A 23,299-nucleotide genomic window follows, 5' to 3' on the forward strand; every position below is an offset into this window, starting at 1 on the left:
GGGCAACTGATCGAAAAGGAGTGGAGAAGCTAATGCAAACCCGGTCAAAAAAGCGTGAACCGGAACACTAAACCTGCGGCGAAATTGACTCAAGTTGTTGCAACAGCAAGGCCGCCTGGGTCCGGGTACGCACGTTCAGTTTACGAAAAATCGCCGTGACGTGAGCCTTGATGGTGGCCTCCGACACGTTCAGTTCGTAGGCAATCTGCTTGTTCAGCAAGCCTTCGCAGACCATGGTCAACACCCGGAACTGCTGCGGCGTGAGGCTGGCCAGCCCTTCGCTGGCGGCCTTGGCTTCCTCGGACACGCTCACCGCTTCGAACGCCTGGGGCGGCCAGCAGACATCGCCGTCCAGGACGGCCTTCACGGCCTTCTGAATCATCTCAAGGGAACTGGACTTGGGTATGAATCCACTGGCGCCGAACTCGCGGGCCTTGACCATCACCGAAGCTTCTTCCTGGGCCGAGACCATGACCACGGGGATCTGCGGGTATTGGCCCCGTAACAGCACCAGCCCTGAAAAGCCATAAGCGCCGGGCATGTTCAGGTCCAGCAGCACCAGGTCCCAATCGGCCTTCGCCGTCAACTGGACCTCCAGTTCCGCGATACTGGCCACCTCCGTCAACCGGACAGCCGGGCCGAGGCCCAGGGTCACAGCCTGATGCAACGCGCTGCGAAAGAGCGGGTGGTCATCGGCAATCAGGATTTCGTATGTGGCCATTTTTCAAATGATCCTGTTTTTAATGGCAGGCCCGAAGCATTCGCACCTCGCCAAGACAACTCAAGACACCGCCGTTCAGCGGCATCCACAGGGGCACATTCAACGCCAAACACGGCGTTTCAAACATTGGCGGCGCCCTGGTCGGCGCCAAGCATGCCCAGCGAAGCCGGGGTGGTCAAGCAGCACGGCCGCCACAGTGTCCAGTATGGGCCACTATTGGGCCAATACTGCTTGCGGGGTACGGATAAAGGGTTGCAACTCGGCGTGGGCCGGGGTAGACACGTTCACCTCCTGCTGGCCCTTGGCGCCCAGGTAATGCTGGCTGAACACATCGAAATAGGCGTCCAGGGCCGAAGCGGCATCGCTGTCCCCCGCCAGCTCCAGACACAATGCCGCCACTTCGGCGGTGCACAGGTGCTCGCTGCGGGTCGAACGGCGCAGACGGTAACGCGACAGTCTGTCGGGCAGCAGGCTCAGGATCGGCAGTCGGTCGAAATACGGGCTTTTACGAAAAATCTTCCGCGCCTCGGTCCAGGTCGCATCCAGCAGAATGAACAGCGGGCGCTTGGAATGATCGAGGTCAACCGTGTGGGTAACTCGCGATGGCTCGACGTATTCGCCCGGAAACACCAGGTACGGTTGCCATTGCGGATCGTTCAGCAGCGCCAGCAGTTGCTCGTCGACGTCGGTGCGCGACCAGATGAACGCGTGATTGTCGCGCACCACATCGGCAATCAGCCAACCGGTGTTGCTCGGCTTGAACACTTCCTTGTTGGTCATGATCAGGCAGACCCCGGAGCGGGTCTCGACACTCGGACGCCAGGCGCACAGGCAATGGCTCTCGATCACTCGGCAGGCGCTGCAACGGGGCGCGCGCCAGCCACGGGCCTGGATCGGCCTGATCCCTTCATCGATGCGCTGGTCGCGCAAGCGGGCTACGGCGTTAGGGGCGTGATTCATCATGGGCAACGCCGGCAGGCAGGAAAACTCGACACGAACAACACTCGGCAGGGCAATAAAGGCCGGCAGTCTACCAGAGCGCACGAGCCTGTACCGTCCGCCCGGGCTCCCCTATAATTCCCCGCCACTGAACGCACAGTCATGTGATCGGTCGAACCACCAGTCACTGAACCAGGAGAGTTTCATGCTGCGCCTTATCGTCCCTACCGTTGCCGTTCTGCTGGCGACGTCCTTCAGCGCTCAGGCTGCTTCGCTGAAAGAACTCGAACTGAACAAGATGCTGCAGAACGTCGCCAAGGAAAGTAGCGTCGGTACGCCGCGGGCGATCAACGAAGACATTCTCGACCAGGGTTATACCGTCGAAGGCACCGAGCTGATCAACCACCTCAGCGTGCAAAGCAGTCACGCCCAGAAAATGCGCGCAGACCCCAAGGCTGTGTATTTCCAGTTGGGCTCTACGGTGTGCACCAATCCAGGTTTCCGCAAGTTGATGGCCAAGGGCGCAACCATGCGCTACGAGTTCACCGAGGTTAAGACCAACCGCCCAGTCGCGACCGAGCGCTTCCAGGAATCGGATTGCCCGAAACCGGCCAAGACGAAGAAGTAATCAACCTGAGCTTGCGCGCCGCTGCTCATCGTCGGCGCGCAACTCCGCCACCAGCGCCTGCAAGTAACGCGAGCGCCATGCTCGCCCTCCCAGCCGACGACAGCATTCTTCCTCAAGACTCACCCGATTGGCCTGTGCCGATTCCAACAGCATCAAGTACAACTGCCTGTCGAGCTCCAGAGTGACCCTGGTCATTTCTCCCGCCTCCCTGCCCCGATCCGCTTCAATCCATCACGTGGCACCCAACCCTGGGCGTCAAATTGCATTGGCACGCTTGTTATCAGTAAATCAGAGCGGCACGCACCCGGCCGGCGATCTGACGAGCGGTGCGATAGTCCAGGGCATGTATCAGCGGTTGCCAACGGTCACTTTTGAGCGCCATGATCAGGGCAGCAAAGATCGGCATGACGGTCTAGATTCAAAAGTATCCATAGTATTTTCATCGGGCAGAAAGAGGCTGCCCGGCCAACACCTTGGCGCGTGATTGTTTTTATCAAAGGGAAAAGCAGAACCCGCTGGATGGCTTGGTCGCCTTGCTGCAGACCGCGTCAAGCCAGGTCACCCTCCAGGCCGATGCCTGGGCTGACAACGACACACGGAGTGTCGTGGCCTCGATGAATCTCTCGTCCGGGCCGGGGTCCTGTTAAGAAGGAGAAGCTGAATGCCTTACAAACCGAATGACCTGCTCAGTCGTCATTTTGAGAACCACGGCCACGACCTCACCCGCAAGGTCGAAGAACAACTCAACCTGGTCTCCCCCAACAGCCCCAACCTCCCCATTTACCGAGACATGATCCTGACTGTGCTGCGCATGGCCCAGGAAGATCACAACCGTTGGAATGCCAAGATCACGCTACAAGCCCTGAGGGAACTGGAACACGCCTTCCGTACCCTCGAGCAGTTCAAGGGCCGGCGCAAGGTCACGGTCTTCGGCTCGGCCCGAACGCCTATCGAACATCCACTGTATGGCCTGGCCCGAGAGCTGGGGGCTGCACTGGCCCGCTCGGACATGATGGTCATCACCGGCGCCGGCGGTGGCATCATGGCCGCCGCCCATGAAGGCGCAGGGCGTGACCACAGCCTGGGATTCAATATCACCCTGCCTTTCGAGCAACACGCAAATCCGACCGTCGAGGGCACGCCGAACCTGCTGCCGTTCCACTTCTTCTTCACCCGTAAACTGTTTTTCGTCAAAGAGGCCGACGCACTGGTGCTCTGCCCCGGCGGTTTCGGCACGCTTGATGAAGCGCTGGAAGTCCTGACGCTGGTACAGACAGGCAAGAGCCCGCTGGTGCCGGTGGTCCTGCTGGATGTCCCGGGCGGCAAGTTCTGGCAAGGCGCCCTGAACTTTATCCGCGAGCAATTGGAGGAAAACCGCTACATCCTGCCCACAGACATGAAGCTGATGCGCCTGGTATACAACGCCGAAGAGGCCGTGGAAGAGATCAACCGGTTCTACCGCAACTTCCACTCCAGTCGCTGGCTCAAGCATCAGTTCGTGATCCGCATGAATCACAAGCTAAATGAACAAGCGCTGCAACAGATGCAGAGAGAGTTCGCCGATTTGTGCCTGAATGACTGTTTTCATCAACATGACTACAGCGGTGAAGAGCACGACGAAGCCCAGTTCAGTCATCTGACGCGACTGGCGTTTGCCTTCAACGCTCGGGATCACGGTCGCTTGAGGGAGCTGGTGGATTACATCAACCTGCCGGAAAACTGGGCCCAGCCCGCCCAAAAACCCCATCCCCTCACATGGGAGCCGATCAAGGTAACCTGAGCCCATAAAAAACGGCCTGCTATCGAAATAGCAGGCCGTTTTTGTTTAGTCATCCATACCGCGACCGCTGAACAAGCGGTTGATCATTTCCATGGAGTAGCCTCGATACGCCAGGAAACGCCCTTGTTTGGCTCGTTCCCGTGCATCGATGGGTAAATGTCCTGAGAACTTGCGGCGCCAGGTGTCCGTCAGTTGCTCCTGCCAATCGATACCGCTTTCGCGCAAGGCAAGTTCGATATCCGGGCGTTGCAAACCACGCTGGCCCAGTTCCTCACGAATTCGCAAAGGACCATAACCGGAGCGAGCGCGATAGGAGACAAAGCTTTCCAGGTAACGGGACTCCGACAGCAAGCCCTCTTCGGTCAAACGGTCGAGGGCTGTGTCGATCAACTCATCGGGAGCGCCGCGCTGACGCAGCTTACGCGTCAGCTCGACTCGACCGTGCTCGCGCCTGGCGAGCAGGTCCATTGCTGTTCGCCGCACCGCGACGAGGGTATCGAGTACGACGGTCATCGAATCGATCAGATGTCAGCGTCAGCCAGGTCGTCAGCGGTCTCGCGATTGGCCACGGACTTGACGTCTGCCACCGGGCTCAACAGCTTGTCACGCAGTTGCTTCTCAAGGGCGGCGGCGACTTCCGGGTTATCCGCCAGGAACTTGGCCGAGTTGGCCTTGCCCTGACCGATCTTGGTACCGTTGTAGGCATACCAGGCGCCCGACTTCTCGACGAAACCGTGCAATACGCCCAGGTCGATCATCTCGCCATTGAGGTAGATGCCCTTGCCGTAAAGAATCTGGAACTCGGCCTGACGGAACGGCGAAGCCACCTTGTTCTTCACGACCTTGACGCGGGTTTCGCTGCCGACAACCTCATCACCTTCTTTCACCGCGCCAGTACGGCGGATGTCGAGGCGAACCGAGGCGTAGAACTTCAGCGCGTTACCACCGGTGGTGGTTTCCGGGCTGCCGAACATCACGCCAATCTTCATACGGATCTGGTTGATGAAGATCACCAGGCAGTTGGCATTCTTGATGTTACCGGTGATCTTGCGCAGGGCCTGGGACATCAGGCGAGCCTGGAGGCCGACGTGCATGTCGCCCATTTCACCTTCGATTTCAGCCTTCGGAACCAGTGCCGCCACGGAGTCGACGATGATCACGTCAACCGCGTTGGAACGCACCAGCATGTCGGTGATTTCCAGGGCCTGTTCGCCGGTGTCCGGCTGGGAAACCAGCAGGTCGTCGACGTTGACCCCCAGTTTGCCGGCGTATTCCGGGTCCAGGGCGTGTTCAGCATCGACGAAGGCGCAGGTCGCACCGGCTTTTTGGGCCTGGGCGATCACGGACAGGGTCAGTGTGGTTTTACCGGAAGACTCAGGACCGTAGATTTCAACGATTCGGCCTTTTGGCAGGCCGCCGATGCCAAGCGCAATGTCCAGGCCCAGGGAGCCGGTGGAGATGGAAGGAATAGCCTGACGGTCCTGATCGCCCATACGCATTACGGCACCCTTGCCGAATTGACGTTCGATCTGACCCAAGGCCGCAGCCAAGGCTTTCTTCTTGTTGTCGTCCATTAAAGTCCTCACGTAATCAATAAGGCCTGACGGCCAACACCTGTATAAGTAGCCAGTATTATTCCACAGCGATTGAGGATCGCCTACCCCTGATTTGAGATTTCTACAGCGGCATGTTGCAGCAGCCCCTCTAGCGCGGCCTTCACCGTTTGTCGGCGGACCTCGTCGCGGTTGCCTGCAAAGAAGCGCTGTTCGCTGATCACCGTCTCGCCAACGCCCCAGGCCAGCCATACGGTGCCCACCGGTTTATTCGGTGAACCTCCATCCGGCCCTGCTACACCGCTGACCGCCACGGCAAAACGCGCCAGGCTTTTATGCTGGGCGCCTCGCACCATGGCCTCGACCACCTCGCGGCTGACCGCCCCCACCTTCCCGAACAATTCGGCCGGCACATCCAGCTGCTGGGTCTTCTGGCGATTGGAATAGGTGACATAACCGGCCTCGAACCAGGCCGAACTCCCGGGAATCCGGGTAATTGCCTCGGCAATCCCGCCGCCCGTGCAGGATTCGGCCGTGGTGACGTGGGCATTGAGCAACTGCAGGTGCCTGCCCAATTCAGCGGCCAGTTCGGTAATGTCGTCCATGGTGCTCTCCTGATTCCACGCAATTGAGGCCTACCGTACACGAGCATTCGAAGCTTGCAAGGCTCGAGGGATTACCGACCCAGCGCTCTGATATAGGCCTGACAGGCCTGCAAGGCAATCAGTCCGCGATCACCGGCATCGGTGATGGCGATAATTCGTTGAGCATGCGCCGGGTCAAGTCGGGCGCGTGGGGCGCCATGATCCAGGCCGCTGGCGCGGGAGGCGGCAGGCACTGCACAACCGGTGGCAACATCGTCGGCGTCGAGGAGGACTGACAGCCGTACATCGGCAGTAGCAAGGCGATCGCGCAGGCGATCCTGGTCACGTTGGGCATCGTTCAAGGCTCGGTAATGGGTTTGTTCGCTGGTGGAGAGTTGTTGTTCCAGGGCCAGGCGTTTGTCTTGCTCGGCCTTTTGCTGCGTCGCGGCCGCTTGGGTGATTTGATTAAGCGTCTCGGCCTGGGACTGTGCGAGTCGGGCCAACTGCTGTCCGTAACGCCAGTCCTGGAACTGCCACGCGAGCATCGCCGAACCGCCGGCCAGCAGCGCGAGCAACACCACAATGCCCAGGGCGCGAGACGAAAAAGGCATCAGGTCGAAGGTTGGCATAGCACCGCCCTCGCCCGGGCCCAGAGTTGCAGCCGCTCCTCCAAGCCGTTCAAACCGCCGTTGATACGGCGGGTGATGGTGTTGAACTGATCGCGGTCGGCCAGTTCGTTCAAGCCGTTCTGCTCCCAGAACCAGGCAGCGGACTCGGTGGCCCATTGCGGCTGCTCAAGAAGCTCAGGCAAGGCCAGCAAACGTGCATCACCGAACAGCCCCTGACTGCAGCGAAGGTAATTGTCATGGCCGGTAATCTGGATCAGTCCTCGGCCGCGATACTTCTGCCCGTCGCCGTCAGCCTGGGGCGAGTTGCCCAGGCGAACGGCCAGGGTTCCGGTATCGTATTTGCTCAGGTATTGCTCACCGCCCAGCTCGCGTACATAACGCAATTGTCCCGACTCATGACCGACCTGGGCCAGGAACGCGGCCATGCGTTTGGGTGTGTCGATACGATGGCGCGACATGGCGGTGTTCAGCGCGGAAATAAAAACGCCCGCTTGGACACGGGCGTTGGGCATGATGTTGATGAGTTGCTGTTGCGTAAGGTCCATATTCAGGTCATCGCAAGTGCATGATCAAAGGTGTCCGGCCAGCCAGGACGGCGCAACCGGACGATATTCAGTGGCTGGAAAGTGCTCATCCTGCGGCCAATCCCTCAGAGCCCGGCGATAAGCCTGGAGCTGTGTGTACTGTGTTTGATCCAGCGTCGTACCGCCGCCGTCGTCCATTTCGTCGCGATCTCTCGCTATGAGGCGGTCGGTTGCTGAGAGCGATGCATCACGCCAATTCTTTTCATTGGTCATTCGTACCGTGAGCTCATTAACGGACAGCTCCAGGAGCACCGGACGACCTTTGGCGTCCGACTCGATACGTTTGTTCAGGAAGGGAGCGGCAAATAAGGTTCGATATTCTTCATCGGTGATCTTGATCGCGTCTTCAGGAAGACTGCCAGAGTGATCGATAGAGTTGTAGAACCCACCCGTGGATTGAGCGTAATAAATCAACATATTCACCTCCCCTTCAATAACCTATCGCTCGCCATAGTCCCGTCCAATTTGAATAGGCGCCATTGTAGTCCCGCCCATAAAGTCTGAACTGGCTCAGCGAGCCTGTGGAGACTCCAAAAGACGCACAGGTAGGGCCTCCATCGGTCACTACGATGTTTCTAACGGCGTTAGGGAAGGACATTGGAAACGTTACGATAACGCCGTTGGCATCCGCCCCGCTGGAAGAAACACCCCACTGCTCGATAACATATCCGGTCGGGCTCGTTGTATCGGGCGTCCGCTTCCAGCCATTGGGCTGCAATGACGAAGTGGACATAGCCGAATATTTCAACGCCACCGTACCGCCAATAAGACGCCATTGGTTATTGAGCTTGATGAACTCCGCCGTTTCGCCCAGACCGATAGTGATTGTTCCCTGCGCACCATTCGATGCGCATAGCACATCAACAGCGGATGCCGTCGAAACTGTAACGATGCCCGATCCCGCATTGACAATTGTTACTGTAGCGGCATGTATGATTTCGGCTGTAGCCGGCAGCCTCGCGGCAACCGGTGTATTGCTGGCGAAACTGACAACTCCGCCAACATCCGATAGGGTCAATGTCGTCCCGGTGTTGTAAACATCGAATCCGCCATACTGCATCCCGCTGCGGAGTACGTATTCAGTCGTTGCGACGGCCCTGCTGTTATCGAATAGCGGCGCGGTAAGAAACAATCCGCTGCCACGCAAGGCTGTGAGCAATTGGTTATAGAGGGCTTCAGACGGCACTATCCCCGCTGCTTGAATGACATTGAGCAATTCCTGTGTCACACCGTTGCCCCAACTAGCGGGAATCAAGGAACCCGGCGTACCCGCCAAGGGATCCTCATCCACGAACCTGCCGTTCGACAGACCTGCGCTGGGCACACTTTTTGGATAATCCAATTTTTCGCTCCTGATTGACCAGCGATCAAAATGAAGGCGATATAAAGCCTCACCGTTAATGCGCAGTGGCACGATAAATTAAGGGAATTCTGATGTTTTGCCGTGGGTTGCTTAAGCGGCAGGCTCAGGCATGACAGGCCAGTTGATATCGGTAGGAAAACCGATCTGATGCTGGATACGATTCAATTCAACGCTATAGAGTTTCCACTCCATCAGCGCCAGTTGTTCCTGGTCGCTGGCGTCGCCGATGTCTTCGGCGTATTGCAGGGGGGCTATACGCAGAACTGCATCGCGAAGAAGAGCATCCCGTTCGGCGAAAACCTGGGCCTTGACGTCGCTCAGTTGTGACTCAGCGTCGAACTGCCAGGTAGGGTCTTTCCAGATATGGTAATTGCCCGGCCAGGGTTCCCTAGTGAACGCATCCGGTAACTCCCCAAGTTCGCCCCAGATCTGCTGGCCGCCATCCTCCTTGCGATAAACCAAACCACGATGATCAACCACCTCTCGAGGAACATTATTCACCAGGGCCCACGTACGGCCCTTTTCAGGCGGGGGGAGCTCAAACGAAATTCCAACAGCATTACTGGGGATCTGAACGCCAATACCCGGCGTTACGGAAAACTCCACGGGCCCGGACAATGCGCCGGCTTTATCGAATAGATAATAAAACACAGACACCTCAGATTAGTTTTATACGCGCAGGATAGGCGATGTTGCGCGGGCGGGATTTGAAAGAGTAAAGCAGCGTATTGGCCGTATCCATCTGGTAAGTGGTCCCGGCAGGGAAAGTCGGACCGCCGTTTACCAGATCTCCGATGATTTTGATTTCCTCGCGGGTATTGGCACCAACTGTGGAAAGGCTATCGGACCATCTTGATCCAACCGCACCAGCCCCTTGTGCCCCTAGCGCATGGGAGTGAACAGTGCCGGGTTGAAAGGTCCCCATTGCCCGTCCAGAATCCACAGAGCGCCCTTCGTCCAGGATCCGCAGAAACTCTCCCCGCCCTTCCGGCGCACGAAACGTGAGTGCGCCATCACCGGAACTCCATTTGCCTTCATTGCCTTCCCGAGTAGCCTCGGTACCGAGCATTCCTGACTGTTGGGCGTGATCCCAGAGCCAAGGCCATTCAGCACGCTTCATGACCGTGCCATTTAGCGCACCGTAACCTCCCGGGCTCAGTTGGATAGTCGTCTCAAAAGTCGGACGGCCCAAAGGCGTGTTGTCAAACCTTCCCATGGGCCACCAACTCCCGGCGCCGTCACTGCGCAAATGCCACCAGTCACCACTGCCCATCAAAACCAGAAACGGATAGCCAACGGCCGAAAGATGGGTGTGGAACTTGATTCGATCAGTGCCGGCCGCCTGGACCACGAGTCGATTGCCACTGTTGTCCAAGCGTCGAATGATGACGTCTCGAACACCCATCCCAACGTTGGCCGGGGGCAACCCGATCGAGGTGGCGCCGGCGTTGGCGTCAATCAATACAAGACCAAGTTCATTTGCCGTCAGCGCTTTCGACAGGGTCAGCCGTGTAACCACCGAGCGTGTAGGGGTCGTGGTACCGATGATCTTCTGAACAGCCTTGAAAAGCTGATTGGTGTCCGCTTCGGATGGCGCCATGTCGGCGCCGGAAATCACCCCCAGAATCTCCTGTGTGACGCTGTTGCCCCACACGGCGGGAATCAAGGATCCCGGCGTGCCTTCGACGGGGTTTTCATCCACGAACCGGCCGTTCACCAGCCCGACGCTGGGAACACTTTTTGGATAATCCATGTTCTATTTCTCTCTATGAGGCGGGGCTCAAGCGTGAAGAGGTAGTGCTCGGATAGTCGCGAGCACGTCATCAGCGGCTTGACTGGCGAGATCCGCCTTGCCTTTGGCCATGTGCGCGCGGATCTGTGTCTTGGCCTTGAGGCGCAGCTCGCGAAGTGCCAGCAGGTTCGCTTCGAATTCGGCAGCCTTGGCAAGAATCTGATCCGCCGCTTGCCTGGCTGTGCGCCCTTTGACAACCCACGCCGAAACGGCCAGTGGAACGGCTTTTTTCGGGTAGCCTTGATCCTTGAAGGCCTGCGCCTCCAGGGCGGCTTGTTGGTATTCCAGGGCGCGCAGTGGATCACCTGCCAGCGTGCGACGTGCGCTGTCAGCAGCGGCATCGACCTTGGCGCACAAGCGTTCGGCTTCCTGGCGCAACAGCTCAGCAGCATTCTCTTCAGTCAGCACCCAGGTGCCGTCCTCCCAGGTATGGGCAGAAGAAGGTGCAGGCGGGCGAAGTCCATCTTCGTACTGGTGCAGTTCTTGAATGACTTTCATCGGATCAGCTCCCAGGACAGGTGAACATTGATTGCGTTGGTAAAATTGACGCCGATACCCACGCTGTAATCGGTCAACGCCTGGTGCCCCTTGATTCCCATGCTCAGCAACAGTTCGTCACTATCGGCATTGGTGGCGCCCAATGTGTGCTCGGCCTGAAAGCACTGCCAAAGCGAGCGAGATTGAGAGTGATCAAAGCTGGCTGTGACGGTAGAAACCGTAACGTCGTTGACAACGTTACTGGAGAACAGCACACACATGTATGGGCCGCTCCAGCCCACCGCATTGTTGCCGATACTTTGTAAGGCGGGTGACAGATAGCTGTAGTTGCCCCCAACCCACCCGGCCTGAACAAACGCCAACGAAGTCACGGCGCTCGGAGAGGGTGTTGGATTACCCGCCACAAGCCGCGCCGCACGTGCATGCGGATCCAGCGGCAGATAAACCACCCCCGTGCCATTCACAGTTTGGGTCCAGGTCAATTGAGCACGGTTGTAGATCGTGCGAATCGTCGGCAAGGAGCCCGGCGCCCCGGTCATCACCCAGGCCAGGCACATGTCCAGGGGCGTGGATGCAAACCCGCCGCCGGACGCTCCGTTGACAGTCCCCTTCAACGATTCCGGCGAGAGGTCATACAGGCTTCCACGCTGCATGTAGAACGTCAGCGCGCCGCCTATGACCTGCGCCCTAAGAAAATAGCTGGCGCTGGGCAACAAATCGGCGCTGCTCCAGGCCGTCGTCACGTAAGTACGGGATCGACCCAACCGCCCACTTACCACCTCTTGTCCAATGCTGATGTACACACCCGCCGAAATCGAGACGCGACCGCCGCTGGTTGATAGTGCCGTTGGCGTTACTGCCAGACGGGCGTCTGCCGTTGCAATCGTTGGCAGCGGTAAAGCGGCGATCGGAAGCGCGATATCCTGGTTCCAGCCCTTGGCGGTAACTGACTGAATCGCCTCGAGCAGTTGATCGTTTTGGGTTTCATCAGGGGTCAGATCCCCCGCCTTGATGACATTCACAATCTCTTGCGTTACACCATTTCCCCAAGCTGCCGGAATCAACGACCCCGGCGTCCCGGTCAATGGGTTTTCATCCACGAACTTCCCATTCACCAACCCGGCGCTGGGCACACTCTTCGGATAATCCATCCGTTTACTCCCTAGTCATAATTGATGTGAACCTTGGTATGCGCCGGCGCACTGCGGTGGATCAGGCACTCCAGAGCCGAGCCCGGGTTGACGCCAAAACGTTCTCCCCAATAGCTCGCGCCAAAACGTCGGCCCAACAGCAGGCGACCGCCGGTGTTGAGGGTCCACATGAATTGCGCCTGCCAAGTGCCAAAGTGAGCCTCGCCGAATCGTTCGCGGCCCATGCGCGGGGCCTTCAGTTCAGTGATCGTTGCGTTGGGGTAACCCTGGCTCTTGGCGATTTCCACGTAATAAGCGATGGCCTGGCTGCCCACCGCCAACAACCGCCGACGCACCGCCAAGCGACGATCGTCATACAACGGTGTGGCGCCCAGGCACGGATCAGGCAGGTTCATCACCCGCTCCCAATCCGGCACCAGTTCACTCACTCCCGCCGGGTCCATTTCGTTGAGCAAGTCGGCGGCACGGGCGTCGAGGCGGCCCAGCTCCTGGGCGATGCCTTCAAGCACTTGCTCAAGTTCCGGCACGCGCTCCGGATCCCACGCCGGGCCGCTGGGCAGCAGGCTGCGCAGTTGGGCCTGGTACTGTTCGGCGGTTCTTATTCCAGCCATGTGCAGCCTCCGAACGTCAGCAACTGGTTGCTGGCGGCGACTACATCGGCGACGGGGGCGGAGAGTTTGTGGTCGGTTTCGCCGGTAGCGCTGCTGATGGCTTCAGTGATATGGCTTAGCAACAGCGTTTCGCCGAGGCCGGCTTCGCGGTTGTGCAGGTCGCGCAGTTGCGCCTCGACGGCCGCGCGCACGGCGCTGGTGTCCGGGGTGATGCGCAGCCTGTAGCTCACCGGCACCTGCGTTGGCGCCAGCACGTGCAACTCGGCGGTCACCGGGCGCAAGGGCTCGATATAGGCCCGCACCTCTTCCAATTGCTCGGCATTGGGAATCGGCTGCAAATCGTCGTCACGCATGACGAACAAGCCGACAGTGCCGGGTCCCAGGTAGCTGCCGCGACACCAGGCGCGGGTAATGCCGGGGCACTCCAGGGCCCAGGTTTCATAGTCCTGGGCCGAGCCGCCGTGGGGGATGATGCGGTAGGAGCGGATCACCCGGGCCCGCAGCGATTCGAGGCTTTCCCGAGCAACACCGCCGGTCAGCCCCGGCGCCAGCACGGTGAAGCTGCTGCCAATGCCGAGGATCGGTTGGACTGGCGTCAGCACCAGGCCGGCGTCGGCGTTGCCCAGGCTGCCAGCGTCCAGCGCGGCGATGGTGGTGCTGTTCAGGCCATTGCTGGTAGTGCGAGCAGTGGTCACTTTGAATGTGCGGCCATCGGTGGATTGCAACAGCGTGTCGACATCCAGTACCGCGCCGGCGGTAGCGCTGAAACTGACACTGCCGCTGGCCACCTGGGCCGCTTTGCGCGCCTGGTTCAGGCGCAGGGCGGCGATGCGTTCAAGGGTGGATTCATCGGCCTTGTCCGGCAGGATCTGCTCGGCGATCCAGTCCAGGTAGCCATACAGGCCATAGGCGGCGCCACCGAGGGTGCGGGCCAGCACTTGGGCATCGGACTGGCGCAGCGAATCGCTGGCCAGGTCGCTTTGGGCGCGCTTGATCAGCACCGGCAGCGAAGGGGTTTCAAACGGCATAGGTCACCTGCCAACTGTTATCGGGGTTGATGTCCAGGCGCTCGCCGTCAGCCAGGGTCAGGACCGTGCGCAGGTTCAGGCGCTGGGCGTCGAGGCGTTCGCTGATGATGTCGATGGCGCTGCAATGGCCGTCGTCGATCAACCATTGCAGGGCTTCGCGGGCATAAAATTCGGCGTCGAGTTGGGTCTGGCGGGTCAGCTTGACCCGGCGCAACAACCACAGCCGCGAGCCGATACGGTCGTCGGCAACGGTCGGAAAGGTGTCGCCCCACCAGCCGAAACGTTCTTCATCATCGACGGCATCGTCGTCAGCGGCGCGGCGCCAGGTGAACAGGCTGATCAGCACCGAGCGGGTCAGCGCGGCGTGCAGGTTCTGGCTGATGAACATCATTGACCTCCCGCCGGCGCGCCGGTCTGACCGTTGCCGGCCTGTACACCGACATGCACGTGTTTGATCTGGCTGATGCCGCCGGCGATCTGGTCGCCCTGGGAAACGATCTTGCCGGTGTGGTTGATGACCGGGCTGTCGATGTTCACCGCGCTGCTGGCGCGGATGTTCAGGGTTGCGGTCTGGATGTCGATGACACGACCGCGCTTGAAGTGGAGCTTGTCGCCTTCGTCGGTGTAGAGCGCCACTTCACCAGGGGCCAGGGCCTGGAGGCGAAAACGGCGATCGGCGACCACCAGCACCACCGCATGGGAACGGTCACCCCCCAGGAACGTGGCAATGCCCTCGGCACCGGCCAACGGGTTGCTGGTGAAGCCGTAGGGTTCGAAGTGCTCCATGTCGTCGTTCACTTCGCCGGCGGTGAGGCGCATTTGCAGCGACTGCAACTTGGTGGCCGAATTGGCGAGCACGACAGTGCCGCGCGCCAGGAGGCGGGTCAGTAGGCTCATTGAGGTTTCCTTGAGAATCGGGGACTTGAACGCGGTGTTCGGATCAACACCTCTATTGGCTGCGCTGCCGCCATCGCGAGCAAGCTCGCTCCCACAAGGGATTTGCGGTGGGCAGAAACTTGGAGACGGTCTCGAAATACTGTGGGAGCGAGCTTGCTCGCGATGGCGGTAGCACATCCAACATCGATGCAAGCTGACCCACCGCTTTCGCGAGCAAGCCCGCTCCCACAAGGGATTTGCGGGTGGGCAGAAACTTGGAGGCGGTCTCGAAATACTGTGGGAGCGAGCCTGCTCGCGATGGCGGCAGCACATCCAACATCGATGCAAGCTGACCCACCGCTTTCGAGAGCAAGCTCGCTCCCACAGGGGATCTGTGGTGGGCAGGCATCGGTTCCGGGCTCAGGTTTTTGGCGGTACCGGGTTGGCGTCGAAGGTATGCGGCGGAGCGACTTGCAGGGTGGTGACGGAGCCTTGTGCCGACAGCGAGTACGTCACTTTGGAAATCAGCATGTCACCGTCGAACCCCAGCACCGGGTCGATCACTCGCACCAAGGTGTTATGCCGCCACAAGTCACCATTGGCCTGGCGCCAGCCCTGCACGCGGTAGGTGGTGGTCAGGGCCTTGCCGGTGCGGATGGCGCTTTCCCAGTCGGCCCGTTGCTGGGCCAGTTCGAAGGTCAACTGCGCGCTCTCGCTGATCACTGTCACCCGCTTGCGCTTGAAGCTCAGGTCCGTGGCGGTGCCGGAGACTTCACTCACCGCCGCCCCGCTCTGCTGGTCATTGCCCTTGTGCTGGCCGATGACCCGGTATTCAGAGAACACCTGGCTGTAGTCCATCGGTGCGTTACCGGAGAGAATGTTCTTGCCCAACTCCAGCACATCACTGGCCCGTCCGCCGCTGCCGGGTTTGGCCAGTAGCACGCGCCCTTGCGCGTCATCAGTGGAGAACACCCGGAACAACGTCAGCAAACGGTCGATGGATTGAAAGACCGTTTCCCCCGGTACGATGCTGTGTTCGCTCAACCGCGCGGTTTCAGGGATTTCACTGATGACCCCCACGCCGTATTGCGACGCCAGGGCCTGGACGATGCTCAACACCGTTTGCCCACGCCATTGAGTCGGGCGGTTGATCGCCGCGCAGTCCACCAGATCCTGGGTCTTGGAACCGCCTTCAATGCTCAGGCTGATCTGCCGACCGTCATAGCTGACCGGTGCCTTGAACACATAACCACTGAGGACCAGGTCGGCACCAATGCGCACCTGGCATTCATCGCCCGGACGGATCGGCACTGCTTGCGTCTGCCCCGGCCATTGCCAGGTGATGTCGAGTTTGAAGGTGCGGAACTGACGCTCCAGGTCCGCACTGATTTCCACACTTTTCCAGCCGCCGTAATCCAGCCCGCCGACGGTAAGCGAGACAGCGTTGTCGAGCTCGTTCATGGCTTACTCCCCGGAGACTTTCAGGTCATTGGGCGGCAGGAAACCAGGATGGGCTACGCCGTTACGCTGGGTCACTTCAGTCACCCGGGTGGCATCGGCAAATTGCTGATACGCCACCACCAGCGCTGGCAGGCTTTGCTTGAACGACAGGTTGATCAGCCTGACACCCGACGACGCCACCGCCGTCAAGTGCGCGGCCATTTGCTGGCGCAGGTTGTTCATCGCCTGGTAGTGCTCCGGATCAGCCTTGAGGGAGGCCTGCCAGATCGCATCGTTAAGGGCATCGCGCAGGGCCAGCACATCGTCGGCCACCGGCACGTCCCGGCGCTGGACCGGTTGCACGGCCTGTTGCGCCACCGACGGCGTGGCGCCCAACTTGACCACAGGCGCCGCCACCGGCATCGCCGCAATCCATTGCGCGGCCTGCACCAGCAGCGTGTCCTGCACCAGATCGGCCACGGCCTGGGCCGCCGCCGTGGTGTCCTTGCCTGTGGTGAGTTTGGGCGCGTCGGCCTTGCGAATGGCCTCCACCTGTTGCGACACGCTGGCAATCACGCCGCGATAGCCGTCACGGGCAAAGTCCTTCAGCTCGCGGATGTCCCCCAGCAATCCCTTGAACTCGGCCACCACGTCCTTGGGCAGCTCTTTCACCGCCTTGACCAGATCGCTGAGTTGCCGATAGGTCTCGATCAACGGCTTGAGCTCCTGCTCGATCACGCCGTAGATGTCCTTGAGGCTGTTGCGCAGATCCGCGATACCGATCCGCGCGGCCTTGATCAACGTCATGGCATCTTCAAAGCGCCGCACCGCCGAACCGAGGAAGCTGTCGGCCGAGACCAGCAGCAGTTTCTGGCTATTGATCGCGGCGGAAGGGAATTGCAGCGGCTGGTCGGGGTAGAACTTCAGGGCGAATGTCACCAGCCCACCGTCCTGGCGGGTCTGGGTCATGTCGCACTCGCCGACCTTGACCTGCATGCGCCCCAGCCACGGATGCACCAGTTCGCCGCTGCCCTGCTCCAAAGCTTTGAGCAGCTTGTCGCGCTGCTCCAGGCAATCGGGGCCGACGATGAACGCGGTCAACTCATGAATCTTCGCCTGCTGGCCGAGCCCTTCGAAAAACGGCTGGTCGCGCTGTGGATACTCATGCAACTGGCCCTTGTGGCCGACCGGGGTTTTCGCCTGATCGACCCAGAACCCGACGCCACGAAACGACGCCGGCAACAAACGATCACGCCAGCTCATTGGAGCCTCCTGTGGAAAGTGAGCGATAGCCGATGCGCGAACTCACCGCCAGGGCCGGTTGATTGGTCTGGGGCGGATCGGCGCGCAACCCGGCCGGGGCATTTTCGAAACGCACGGTCAGGCCGCCTTCGAGTTGCGTGCGGTTGTTGGCAGCACTTTGTTGCACCAGGGCACTGGAGGTTTGTGGCAACGCACCCGGCGCCAGCGAGGTTTTCGCTGGCCCGTTGGCGGACGCTGGCGCCAGGCTGGAGGACAGGCCCGGAGGCTGCTCGCTGGCCCCGCCAAAAAACGCCGGCGCCAGCTCTCCCTTGCCTTCGGCGTTGGTCTGTCGCTGCGCCCCGGTCAGGCCTTCGACCTTGCCGGTGAACGAGGTGATCATCTCGCCGAAGCCGCCGTTGAAAAACGCCTTGATCGGCGCGATCACCTCCTGCAACTCGTTCCACCACTGGCTGAACCACTCGCCCACCGGCCCCCACTGCTGGGTGAGGCCCTCAATGGGTGACCAATCGAACAGGCCGCTGAATACCGCCAGCATGATCGACACCTGATTGCGGATGCCCTCCCAGATCCCGGCGAAGACTTCACCGATCGTGCCCCAGTTGGCCATGATCAGTCCCAGCGGCGTCCAGTCGAACAGACCTTTCAGAGCGTCCATTACCGGCACGGTCAAGGCCTTGAGCAGGTCCCAGATCGCCGCGAACAACCCGGTCAGGGGCGTCCAATTGGTAACAATCAAACCCAAGGGTGACCAGGCGAACAGCGTCTGCATGAAACCGATGATCGGCGTTGCCGCCGCCACGATCACATTCCAGAGCGCGCCAAAAAAGCTGCTGATCGGGCCCCAATTACTGATCACCAGCCCCATCGGGGTGAAGGCGAACATCGTCTTGAAGAACTCGACCATCGGCAGCACGATGGGTGCAAGCCGCTGCCAGAGCCCGGCGAAGAACGCCGAAATCGGCGTCCAGTGGGCGATGATCATTCCTGCCGCCAAGGCGACGCCCATTGCAATCAAGCCGATGGGATTCATCTTCAAGGCCAGGTTCACCACCTCGAACGCCTGGCTTGCGCCGCTGACCGCCATCTGGATCGCGTTGAACGCTACGACGCCATTTGCCAGGCCCTGTACCAGTTGCGGGTTGTCCTGCAGTACCTGGGCCACACCGCTGACCATGGGCTGCAAACTGACCGCCACCGCGTTGACCGCAGGCCCCAGGGCCGAGCCGAACTGCACCGACACGTTGCTGATGGAAGTCTTCAATCCATCCAGGTTCTGTGCCGCTACACGGGGCGCATCAGGCGCCTGGACGGCACTGGCCGCCGCGCTCGCTGAGCCCGCTTCGTCCTTGAAGGCCAGCGCCGACTTGAGCCCGTCCATAAACGGTTGGGCCAGGCCGCCACTGGGCAGCAGACCGGAAATATCCAGGCTGCCCAGGCCCGTGGCGTCGAGGTTCTGCTTGAAACTCGCGACCTTCGCACGAAGGCCTGCGAGCTTGGGTGACAGCTCATCGATGCCCGTGAGCAGCACCGCTTTTTTCTCTACCGTTTGTGTGTCTGCCATCACTGCACCTGCTGCATCGCATTGATCCGTTGCGCGTGCTCCAGGGATTCGCGGAGCACATCCAGTGGCCTGGCCATCATCTGTTCGGGGTCAACCTTCCAGAACCAGGCCAGGTCATAGGCGGCGGCGATCAGGTCGCCGATGGCTGCGACGCCGCACTCATGAAAAAACTCGCGACGGCCCAGCTCAGGGCGTTGAGGTCAGCCAGGTCCAACTGGTTGACGGAGGACGGCGGGATACCGGCGCACACCGCGATGTATTTGGCCGCGACGTCCATGTCCAGGCTCACCTCCTCGCTCTTGTCGATCTTGTACGGCAGCGCCTTGATCGCCCGGACTTCCTGCACCGTCGGACGGCGCAGAGTCAGTTCGCTCACCGGCTCACCGTGGGCCTCGATGGCCACGCGCAGCGTCACGACATCGCTCATTGCCAAGTCCCCTTGATGCCTTCGAATTTCAGCTCGATGGTGGCGTCGTCACCCTTGGACACAGGCTCTTCCACCAGGTAGGCGCCGGCCAGCACGTAGACCTTGCCGTTGTTGAATTCGCAGGTGACGGTCATGTCGGTGCCCGCAACCAGTTGCTTGAGCGGGAAGTCCGCGGTGTGCAGCGCCGTCACCTTGAAGGACGGGGCGATGTCGGTTTCCTTGTAGAAACCCGGTACGACGGTTTCGCGTTTGGTGAACATCAGTGGCGCTTCGCAGCCACCGTTGATGGTCAGTTGAGCGCCGTCCACTTTGACGTAGCAGGTGCCCGCAATCAGTTGACCCATGGTGTTTCTCCCTTCAATAAAAAGCCCACGCGAAGTGGGCTGAATTCATGCGATTGACGCGACCTTCAGGCGGCGTCGTCGTATTGCAGGCGGAATTGGTTGAGCAGCGCGAACACCCGCAGGCCGTTGATGTAGTCCGGCGGGAACAGCACATTGACCCGGCTCGGGTCCTGGCTGTCACGCTCGACCACCAGGTGCTCGGCGAACAGCTCGGCGTTTTCCACATGGCCTTCCAGTTCGAGCTTGGCGTATTGAGCGATCAGCTCGCCGCGAATCGTGCTCGGGGTCACGATGGGCTGGCCGGCGCCGAAACGGGTGCCGTCGGCGGCCAGTTTGTGGCGACCGTACTTGCTGGTGATCACGCTTTGCAGGCGACGGACGATGAACGCCGACTGGTGCATGGTTTCGCTGTCCAGGTAGGAGTTGTCAGCTTGGCCGAAGGCATTCTTCTGATACGTGGTGATGGAACGCTGGATTCGCACGTAGCCACCTTCGTAGTACGCGGTCGCGATGCCGTAATTGAGCAGCGACTGGCGCTCGGTCAGGGTGAAACGTTCACTGGCCGGTGCCGGGTCCAAGCCTGGCAGGCTGCCGCTCTGGGTCGGACGGCTGGCGTCGGCGGAGATGAACACCGCCGTGCGCGCAGCCAACGCAGCGGCCTGGACCCAGAACGGTTGCGGTACGCCCAGTTCCAGGGCCTGGATGGTCATGTGCTGGTCGTTGCGTGCCTGACCGGCGGCAACCAGGGTGCCAATAGTGCCGCGCTTGGCGCTGTAGACATGGCCGAACAACTGCTTGGCCCAGGACCAGCGACCGGTGTTGTCGTCCATGACCGCTTGCCAGGTGTTGAGGCTCGCCACATCGGACCAGGGCATGGCGATGAACTCGAACGGTTCGTCACCCAGGGCCGCAACGGCAGCGGTCTGGTCCGGCACACCGGCGCCGCCCGTCATCGCAGTAATGGCGGTGGTCAGCCCCGCCGGGGTGTTTTCGCCATTGCTCTTGCCCAGGCGATTGAATTGCAGGCTGATGTCGTTGCCGCTGTCACCGGTCCATTTGGCGCGCAGGGTCACGACACCTTCGGCGGCCGCAGCAGTCACCGGCAAGTCGGCGGCCGCGTTGATTTTCAAGGCCAGCGCAGAGGCGGCCTGGGCTGCAGTGGCGCCGTTGACGATGGCGGCCTGGACGCGTACACCGCCAACGTACAGGTTGAGCACACCGCTTTCAGTCGCGGCGCCGGTGAAGGTCAGCACGCCCTGGGCAATGGCGCCTTCGACGTTGTGCAGCGGCAGGCACCAGACTTCACCGAGCGGGTCGGTCTTGCGCCAGGTCTCGTACATCGAGGCGAGCATCGAGCCCTGCCCGCCAATGTTCTTGGCCAGCGCGACGCTGGACACCAGCACCAGTTTGCCGACTTCCGCCGGGGCGACGTTGTCGTTGACCTGGGCGACGATCAACCGGCGCATGGCCGATGACGCGCTATTGGCGGCCGAGTTGTCCATTTCGGCGTAGAACAGCGGCACACGAATGTCCGCGGGAATATTGCTGAATCCGATCGCCATTATTTGGCTCCCTGTGGTTTTGCCGCTTTCACGGCTTTGGTAGTGATATCGCCATCGGCCAGACGTCGACGCCACCAGGCGTTGTCTGGCACTTCACGGCCTTCGAGGGGCAACAGATCGCCCGCTTCCGGGTCCGGCACGGTACGGCCCGGGGCCGGCAGCACGGTGATGCGTTTGCTCATGGGGTTACGTCTCCAGAGAAAGTCAGTTCCACGCGCCCGTCGGGGCCGGGACGTTTCAGGTTGGGGTCCGCCGGATCGATGGCATCGACCCGCACGGTGACCCCGGTAAAGGACGACAAGCCGTCCAGTTCACGCTCGTGCCAGCTTTCGGCAGGCTGGCTCGCCAGATTGCGGCCCAGCTGGAACTCGGCGAAAAAGTGCAGCCGGTACAACACACGGCTGCTATTGATGGAAACCAGTTCGCTGCCGTCGTACTCGATGCCGGTGTACTCGGCGCCCGGCTTGAACCCCACCAGCGCGCGCCACAGTTCGGCCCGCAGGTCGTGCAACAGGTCCAGCGCTTTTGTCGCATCAGTGGCGTCGAGCACCAGCACGGCATCGAAGCGATCACGCACCGCTTGCAGCGTGACGTTCTGAGCCGCGTTCTTGCTGGCAGTGTCGGCGGTGGGCAGGACATAGGCGCAGGGGGTCTGCAGCGGGGTCTCGGCTTGCAGCGTGACGAGGTCAAAGCCTGCGGCCACGCGATGGGCGAGCGTCGGACATTGCTCACGCAACTGCGTGAGGATCGGCGTGATCTTCATGGGGGGACTCCAGTATCTGAAGGTGCGAGTCATCCCTGTGGGATCGGGCTTGCTCGCGAAAGCGGTAGGTCAGGCAACATTGATGTTGGATGTACTGGCATCTTCGCGAGCAAGCTCGCTCCCACAGAGGGACCCAGTTGGGCGCTGGATATGTGCAACGCCCACAGAAGGTGGTGGGGTCAGGCCTTGGCATCCAGGCAGGTTGCATGAATCAAGCAGCGGTAGCTTTTTTCCCGGTCGCCACTGGCGGTGACCTTGTCGATCGACCAGCGACCGCGCATGAAATCCGGCCAGGTGGGATCCAGCAATACGATGCCCTCGGCGGACAGCCCCGGGTTGCCAGGGCACTCGATGGTCACCTTGAGTGCTTCGCGCTCCATCCGGCGTACCTCGCCTTCTCCAGCGGCACGGGCATCGTCTGCGCTCTGGAAGCGCTGGCGCAGGGTCTTGAACGGCGCGATGCCGCTCTCCTCGACCTGCAGCTCGCCGGCCGCCGCATCCCACCACCGGGTCTTGCAACCCTGGTACTTGGCCCGGGCGGTTTCATCAAACTTGGCCGAAATGAAGGCGTGGTCGCCCGGGCGATTATTCGTCGTCACCGACAGTTTCATCTCGGGCAGGACCTTGCCTGACAACGACTTCGCCTGACCGCGCCGAGCCAGCACATACAACTCGTTGATCGGCTTGGCGACGGCGTCATAACGATGGGCCAGGCGCGTGAGGAAACCCATGTCGGTTTCGTTGGTCTGGTCGATGTGCTCGATTTTGATCAGCGACAGGTCCGGCGCCATACGGGGGGAAAACCCGTGCCTGGAGGTCAACTGACGAAACAGCGCCCCCAGTGTGGTCGGGCCATGACTGACGGATCGGCGCTGCTTGAACCCGGTCTGGTCCGTCGCACTGAATGGCGCCGCCATGGCCACCAGCACGAGTTGCAGCGGAAACAGGAACGGTGTGCGCCGGGTGATGACGAACTCGCCTTTATCCACCAGCCCCGACTCCAGGTAACCGACCCGCAGACCGATCTTCCCGCCCAGGCTGGGCAACCCTTCGAGCCCATCCAGGCTAATGGTGAGCGTCAGCTGATCGGACTCGATACCCGCCGCGTCGACATGCTCCCACTTGAGCAGGCGTTCGTTGAGCAGTGCGGCGTTCGCACCATAAATTTCCACCGCAGGCGTGAAACCCAGTGACATGTTGCC

The 23,299-nt window shown here is 60.7% G+C and carries 30 protein-coding genes; 2 read left to right on the plus strand and 28 right to left on the minus strand.

Going from position 1 to position 23,299, the window contains the following annotated elements:
- Nucleotides 1-67 precede the first annotated feature (67 nt).
- Nucleotides 68-721 carry a response regulator transcription factor ErdR gene (erdR, locus tag AB4O22_RS20605; RefSeq protein ID WP_223470199.1) on the minus strand — a complete coding sequence of 218 codons (654 nt, stop codon included), beginning with the start codon at nt 719-721 and terminating at the stop codon, nt 68-70.
- A 213-nt stretch (nt 722-934) separates the two neighbouring features.
- Nucleotides 935-1,681 carry a tRNA-uridine aminocarboxypropyltransferase gene (locus AB4O22_RS20610; RefSeq protein WP_003198361.1) on the minus strand — a complete coding sequence of 249 codons (747 nt, stop codon included), beginning with the start codon at nt 1,679-1,681 and terminating at the stop codon, nt 935-937.
- A gap of 184 nt (nt 1,682-1,865) precedes the next feature.
- Between AB4O22_RS20610 and AB4O22_RS20615 the strand changes: the two genes are divergently transcribed.
- Nucleotides 1,866-2,288: a quorum-sensing-regulated virulence factor family protein gene (locus tag AB4O22_RS20615; protein ID WP_003198359.1), complete on the plus strand. Its 423-nt coding sequence runs from the start codon at nt 1,866-1,868 to the stop codon at nt 2,286-2,288.
- Here AB4O22_RS20615 and AB4O22_RS20620 read toward each other — a convergent pair whose 3' ends face one another.
- Nucleotides 2,289-2,483 carry a hypothetical protein gene (locus AB4O22_RS20620; RefSeq protein ID WP_003198357.1) on the minus strand — a complete coding sequence of 65 codons (195 nt, stop codon included), beginning with the start codon at nt 2,481-2,483 and terminating at the stop codon, nt 2,289-2,291.
- An 85-nt stretch (nt 2,484-2,568) separates the two neighbouring features.
- Nucleotides 2,569-2,694 (minus strand): hypothetical protein, encoded by a 126-nt coding sequence (locus tag AB4O22_RS20625; protein ID WP_263292966.1) that lies wholly within the window; start codon nt 2,692-2,694, stop codon nt 2,569-2,571.
- A gap of 255 nt (nt 2,695-2,949) precedes the next feature.
- On the opposite strand from AB4O22_RS20625, the gene AB4O22_RS20630 reads away from it, so the two are divergent.
- Nucleotides 2,950-4,068, plus strand: coding sequence for an LOG family protein (locus AB4O22_RS20630; protein ID WP_003198355.1), 1,119 nt, complete (start codon nt 2,950-2,952; stop codon nt 4,066-4,068).
- Between the two features lie 45 nt (nt 4,069-4,113).
- Here the strand turns inward: AB4O22_RS20630 and recX are convergent, their stop codons facing one another.
- From recX to AB4O22_RS20750, 24 genes are all read right to left on the minus strand, one after another.
- Complete coding sequence (recX, locus tag AB4O22_RS20635) at nt 4,114-4,581, minus strand: recombination regulator RecX (RefSeq protein ID WP_003198353.1); 468 nt, start codon at nt 4,579-4,581, stop codon at nt 4,114-4,116.
- Nucleotides 4,582-4,589: 8 nt separating this feature from the next.
- Nucleotides 4,590-5,642: a recombinase RecA gene (gene recA, locus AB4O22_RS20640; protein WP_003198351.1), complete on the minus strand. Its 1,053-nt coding sequence runs from the start codon at nt 5,640-5,642 to the stop codon at nt 4,590-4,592.
- Nucleotides 5,643-5,725: 83 nt separating this feature from the next.
- Nucleotides 5,726-6,226, minus strand: a complete 501-nt coding sequence (locus AB4O22_RS20645) for a CinA family protein (RefSeq protein ID WP_003198349.1) — start codon at nt 6,224-6,226, stop codon at nt 5,726-5,728.
- A 71-nt stretch (nt 6,227-6,297) separates the two neighbouring features.
- Nucleotides 6,298-6,834: a lysis system i-spanin subunit Rz gene (locus AB4O22_RS20650; protein ID WP_060613440.1), complete on the minus strand. Its 537-nt coding sequence runs from the start codon at nt 6,832-6,834 to the stop codon at nt 6,298-6,300.
- Complete coding sequence (locus AB4O22_RS20655; protein WP_223470201.1) at nt 6,816-7,379, minus strand: glycoside hydrolase family 19 protein; 564 nt, start codon at nt 7,377-7,379, stop codon at nt 6,816-6,818. Before AB4O22_RS20655 ends, AB4O22_RS20650 begins: the two co-directional genes overlap by 19 nt.
- Before the next feature lie 24 nt (nt 7,380-7,403).
- Nucleotides 7,404-7,835 (minus strand): phage tail assembly chaperone, encoded by a 432-nt coding sequence (locus AB4O22_RS20660; RefSeq protein WP_223470203.1) that lies wholly within the window; start codon nt 7,833-7,835, stop codon nt 7,404-7,406.
- A 13-nt stretch (nt 7,836-7,848) separates the two neighbouring features.
- Nucleotides 7,849-8,760, minus strand: coding sequence for a gp53-like domain-containing protein (locus tag AB4O22_RS20665; RefSeq protein ID WP_223470205.1), 912 nt, complete (start codon nt 8,758-8,760; stop codon nt 7,849-7,851).
- Between the two features lie 111 nt (nt 8,761-8,871).
- Nucleotides 8,872-9,432, minus strand: coding sequence for a tail fiber assembly protein (locus tag AB4O22_RS20670; RefSeq protein ID WP_028237193.1), 561 nt, complete (start codon nt 9,430-9,432; stop codon nt 8,872-8,874).
- Between the two features lie 7 nt (nt 9,433-9,439).
- Nucleotides 9,440-10,534 (minus strand): phage tail protein, encoded by a 1,095-nt coding sequence (locus AB4O22_RS20675; protein WP_069971121.1) that lies wholly within the window; start codon nt 10,532-10,534, stop codon nt 9,440-9,442.
- A gap of 27 nt (nt 10,535-10,561) precedes the next feature.
- Nucleotides 10,562-11,071 carry a phage tail protein gene (locus AB4O22_RS20680; RefSeq protein WP_460097048.1) on the minus strand — a complete coding sequence of 170 codons (510 nt, stop codon included), beginning with the start codon at nt 11,069-11,071 and terminating at the stop codon, nt 10,562-10,564.
- On the minus strand, nt 11,068-12,222 hold the full coding sequence (locus AB4O22_RS20685; RefSeq protein WP_038858949.1) for a hypothetical protein: 1,155 nt from the start codon (nt 12,220-12,222) through the stop codon (nt 11,068-11,070). The genes AB4O22_RS20680 and AB4O22_RS20685 overlap by 4 nt, the downstream gene beginning before the upstream one ends.
- 11 nt (nt 12,223-12,233) lie before the next feature.
- On the minus strand, nt 12,234-12,833 hold the full coding sequence (locus AB4O22_RS20690) for a YmfQ family protein (protein WP_460097050.1): 600 nt from the start codon (nt 12,831-12,833) through the stop codon (nt 12,234-12,236).
- Nucleotides 12,821-13,861 (minus strand): baseplate J/gp47 family protein, encoded by a 1,041-nt coding sequence (locus AB4O22_RS20695; RefSeq protein WP_028237196.1) that lies wholly within the window; start codon nt 13,859-13,861, stop codon nt 12,821-12,823. Before AB4O22_RS20695 ends, AB4O22_RS20690 begins: the two co-directional genes overlap by 13 nt.
- Nucleotides 13,851-14,249, minus strand: a complete 399-nt coding sequence (locus AB4O22_RS20700) for a phage GP46 family protein (protein ID WP_028237197.1) — start codon at nt 14,247-14,249, stop codon at nt 13,851-13,853. Before AB4O22_RS20700 ends, AB4O22_RS20695 begins: the two co-directional genes overlap by 11 nt.
- A complete protein-coding gene (locus AB4O22_RS20705) occupies nt 14,249-14,758 on the minus strand; it encodes a phage baseplate assembly protein V (RefSeq protein ID WP_028237198.1) in 510 nt (169 codons plus the stop codon). Before AB4O22_RS20705 ends, AB4O22_RS20700 begins: the two co-directional genes overlap by 1 nt.
- Before the next feature lie 399 nt (nt 14,759-15,157).
- On the minus strand, nt 15,158-16,198 hold the full coding sequence (locus AB4O22_RS20710; protein ID WP_028237199.1) for a phage baseplate assembly protein: 1,041 nt from the start codon (nt 16,196-16,198) through the stop codon (nt 15,158-15,160).
- Nucleotides 16,199-16,201: 3 nt separating this feature from the next.
- Nucleotides 16,202-17,440 (minus strand): DNA circularization protein, encoded by a 1,239-nt coding sequence (locus tag AB4O22_RS20715; protein WP_038857192.1) that lies wholly within the window; start codon nt 17,438-17,440, stop codon nt 16,202-16,204.
- Complete coding sequence (locus AB4O22_RS20720; RefSeq protein WP_415239224.1) at nt 17,427-19,001, minus strand: phage tail tape measure protein; 1,575 nt, start codon at nt 18,999-19,001, stop codon at nt 17,427-17,429. The genes AB4O22_RS20715 and AB4O22_RS20720 overlap by 14 nt, the downstream gene beginning before the upstream one ends.
- 130 nt (nt 19,002-19,131) lie before the next feature.
- Complete coding sequence (locus AB4O22_RS20725; RefSeq protein ID WP_003198316.1) at nt 19,132-19,428, minus strand: phage tail assembly protein; 297 nt, start codon at nt 19,426-19,428, stop codon at nt 19,132-19,134.
- The gene (locus AB4O22_RS20730; protein ID WP_003198314.1) at nt 19,425-19,772 is read right to left on the minus strand and encodes a phage tail tube protein; all 348 of its coding nucleotides are present in this window, start codon (nt 19,770-19,772) and stop codon (nt 19,425-19,427) included. The genes AB4O22_RS20725 and AB4O22_RS20730 overlap by 4 nt, the downstream gene beginning before the upstream one ends.
- A gap of 65 nt (nt 19,773-19,837) precedes the next feature.
- Nucleotides 19,838-21,334 (minus strand): phage tail sheath subtilisin-like domain-containing protein, encoded by a 1,497-nt coding sequence (locus AB4O22_RS20735; RefSeq protein WP_038857195.1) that lies wholly within the window; start codon nt 21,332-21,334, stop codon nt 19,838-19,840.
- Complete coding sequence (locus AB4O22_RS20740; RefSeq protein ID WP_460097052.1) at nt 21,334-21,516, minus strand: DUF2635 domain-containing protein; 183 nt, start codon at nt 21,514-21,516, stop codon at nt 21,334-21,336. Before AB4O22_RS20740 ends, AB4O22_RS20735 begins: the two co-directional genes overlap by 1 nt.
- Nucleotides 21,513-22,097, minus strand: coding sequence for a phage tail terminator protein (locus AB4O22_RS20745; protein ID WP_038857199.1), 585 nt, complete (start codon nt 22,095-22,097; stop codon nt 21,513-21,515). The genes AB4O22_RS20740 and AB4O22_RS20745 overlap by 4 nt, the downstream gene beginning before the upstream one ends.
- Before the next feature lie 179 nt (nt 22,098-22,276).
- Nucleotides 22,277-23,293, minus strand: a complete 1,017-nt coding sequence (locus AB4O22_RS20750) for a contractile injection system protein, VgrG/Pvc8 family (protein WP_038857201.1) — start codon at nt 23,291-23,293, stop codon at nt 22,277-22,279.
- Nucleotides 23,294-23,299 lie beyond the last annotated feature (6 nt).

The organism is Pseudomonas sp. S3_B11 (assembly GCF_054667715.1).

What these genes read in the sequence shown, in the direction of transcription:
- erdR (WP_223470199.1), bottom strand. Translation starts at nt 721, where the DNA reads ATGGCCACATACGAAATCCTGATTGCCGATGACCACCCGCTCTTTCGC.
- AB4O22_RS20610 (WP_003198361.1), bottom strand. Translation starts at nt 1,681, where the DNA reads ATGAATCACGCCCCTAACGCCGTAGCCCGCTTGCGCGACCAGCGCATC.
- AB4O22_RS20615 (WP_003198359.1), top strand. Translation starts at nt 1,866, where the DNA reads ATGCTGCGCCTTATCGTCCCTACCGTTGCCGTTCTGCTGGCGACGTCC.
- AB4O22_RS20620 (WP_003198357.1), bottom strand. Translation starts at nt 2,483, where the DNA reads ATGACCAGGGTCACTCTGGAGCTCGACAGGCAGTTGTACTTGATGCTG.
- AB4O22_RS20625 (WP_263292966.1), bottom strand. Translation starts at nt 2,694, where the DNA reads ATGCCGATCTTTGCTGCCCTGATCATGGCGCTCAAAAGTGACCGTTGG.
- AB4O22_RS20630 (WP_003198355.1), top strand. Translation starts at nt 2,950, where the DNA reads ATGCCTTACAAACCGAATGACCTGCTCAGTCGTCATTTTGAGAACCAC.
- recX (WP_003198353.1), bottom strand. Translation starts at nt 4,581, where the DNA reads ATGACCGTCGTACTCGATACCCTCGTCGCGGTGCGGCGAACAGCAATG.
- recA (WP_003198351.1), bottom strand. Translation starts at nt 5,642, where the DNA reads ATGGACGACAACAAGAAGAAAGCCTTGGCTGCGGCCTTGGGTCAGATC.
- AB4O22_RS20645 (WP_003198349.1), bottom strand. Translation starts at nt 6,226, where the DNA reads ATGGACGACATTACCGAACTGGCCGCTGAATTGGGCAGGCACCTGCAG.
- AB4O22_RS20650 (WP_060613440.1), bottom strand. Translation starts at nt 6,834, where the DNA reads ATGCCAACCTTCGACCTGATGCCTTTTTCGTCTCGCGCCCTGGGCATT.
- AB4O22_RS20655 (WP_223470201.1), bottom strand. Translation starts at nt 7,379, where the DNA reads ATGGACCTTACGCAACAGCAACTCATCAACATCATGCCCAACGCCCGT.
- AB4O22_RS20660 (WP_223470203.1), bottom strand. Translation starts at nt 7,835, where the DNA reads ATGTTGATTTATTACGCTCAATCCACGGGTGGGTTCTACAACTCTATC.
- AB4O22_RS20675 (WP_069971121.1), bottom strand. Translation starts at nt 10,534, where the DNA reads ATGGATTATCCAAAAAGTGTTCCCAGCGTCGGGCTGGTGAACGGCCGG.
- AB4O22_RS20680 (WP_460097048.1), bottom strand. Translation starts at nt 11,071, where the DNA reads ATGAAAGTCATTCAAGAACTGCACCAGTACGAAGATGGACTTCGCCCG.
- AB4O22_RS20685 (WP_038858949.1), bottom strand. Translation starts at nt 12,222, where the DNA reads ATGGATTATCCGAAGAGTGTGCCCAGCGCCGGGTTGGTGAATGGGAAG.
- AB4O22_RS20690 (WP_460097050.1), bottom strand. Translation starts at nt 12,833, where the DNA reads ATGGCTGGAATAAGAACCGCCGAACAGTACCAGGCCCAACTGCGCAGC.
- AB4O22_RS20695 (WP_028237196.1), bottom strand. Translation starts at nt 13,861, where the DNA reads ATGCCGTTTGAAACCCCTTCGCTGCCGGTGCTGATCAAGCGCGCCCAA.
- AB4O22_RS20700 (WP_028237197.1), bottom strand. Translation starts at nt 14,249, where the DNA reads ATGTTCATCAGCCAGAACCTGCACGCCGCGCTGACCCGCTCGGTGCTG.
- AB4O22_RS20705 (WP_028237198.1), bottom strand. Translation starts at nt 14,758, where the DNA reads ATGAGCCTACTGACCCGCCTCCTGGCGCGCGGCACTGTCGTGCTCGCC.
- AB4O22_RS20710 (WP_028237199.1), bottom strand. Translation starts at nt 16,198, where the DNA reads ATGAACGAGCTCGACAACGCTGTCTCGCTTACCGTCGGCGGGCTGGAT.
- AB4O22_RS20715 (WP_038857192.1), bottom strand. Translation starts at nt 17,440, where the DNA reads ATGAGCTGGCGTGATCGTTTGTTGCCGGCGTCGTTTCGTGGCGTCGGG.
- AB4O22_RS20720 (WP_415239224.1), bottom strand. Translation starts at nt 19,001, where the DNA reads ATGGCAGACACACAAACGGTAGAGAAAAAAGCGGTGCTGCTCACGGGC.
- AB4O22_RS20725 (WP_003198316.1), bottom strand. Translation starts at nt 19,428, where the DNA reads ATGAGCGATGTCGTGACGCTGCGCGTGGCCATCGAGGCCCACGGTGAG.
- AB4O22_RS20730 (WP_003198314.1), bottom strand. Translation starts at nt 19,772, where the DNA reads ATGGGTCAACTGATTGCGGGCACCTGCTACGTCAAAGTGGACGGCGCT.
- AB4O22_RS20735 (WP_038857195.1), bottom strand. Translation starts at nt 21,334, where the DNA reads ATGGCGATCGGATTCAGCAATATTCCCGCGGACATTCGTGTGCCGCTG.
- AB4O22_RS20740 (WP_460097052.1), bottom strand. Translation starts at nt 21,516, where the DNA reads ATGAGCAAACGCATCACCGTGCTGCCGGCCCCGGGCCGTACCGTGCCG.
- AB4O22_RS20745 (WP_038857199.1), bottom strand. Translation starts at nt 22,097, where the DNA reads ATGAAGATCACGCCGATCCTCACGCAGTTGCGTGAGCAATGTCCGACG.
- AB4O22_RS20750 (WP_038857201.1), bottom strand. Translation starts at nt 23,293, where the DNA reads ATGTCACTGGGTTTCACGCCTGCGGTGGAAATTTATGGTGCGAACGCC.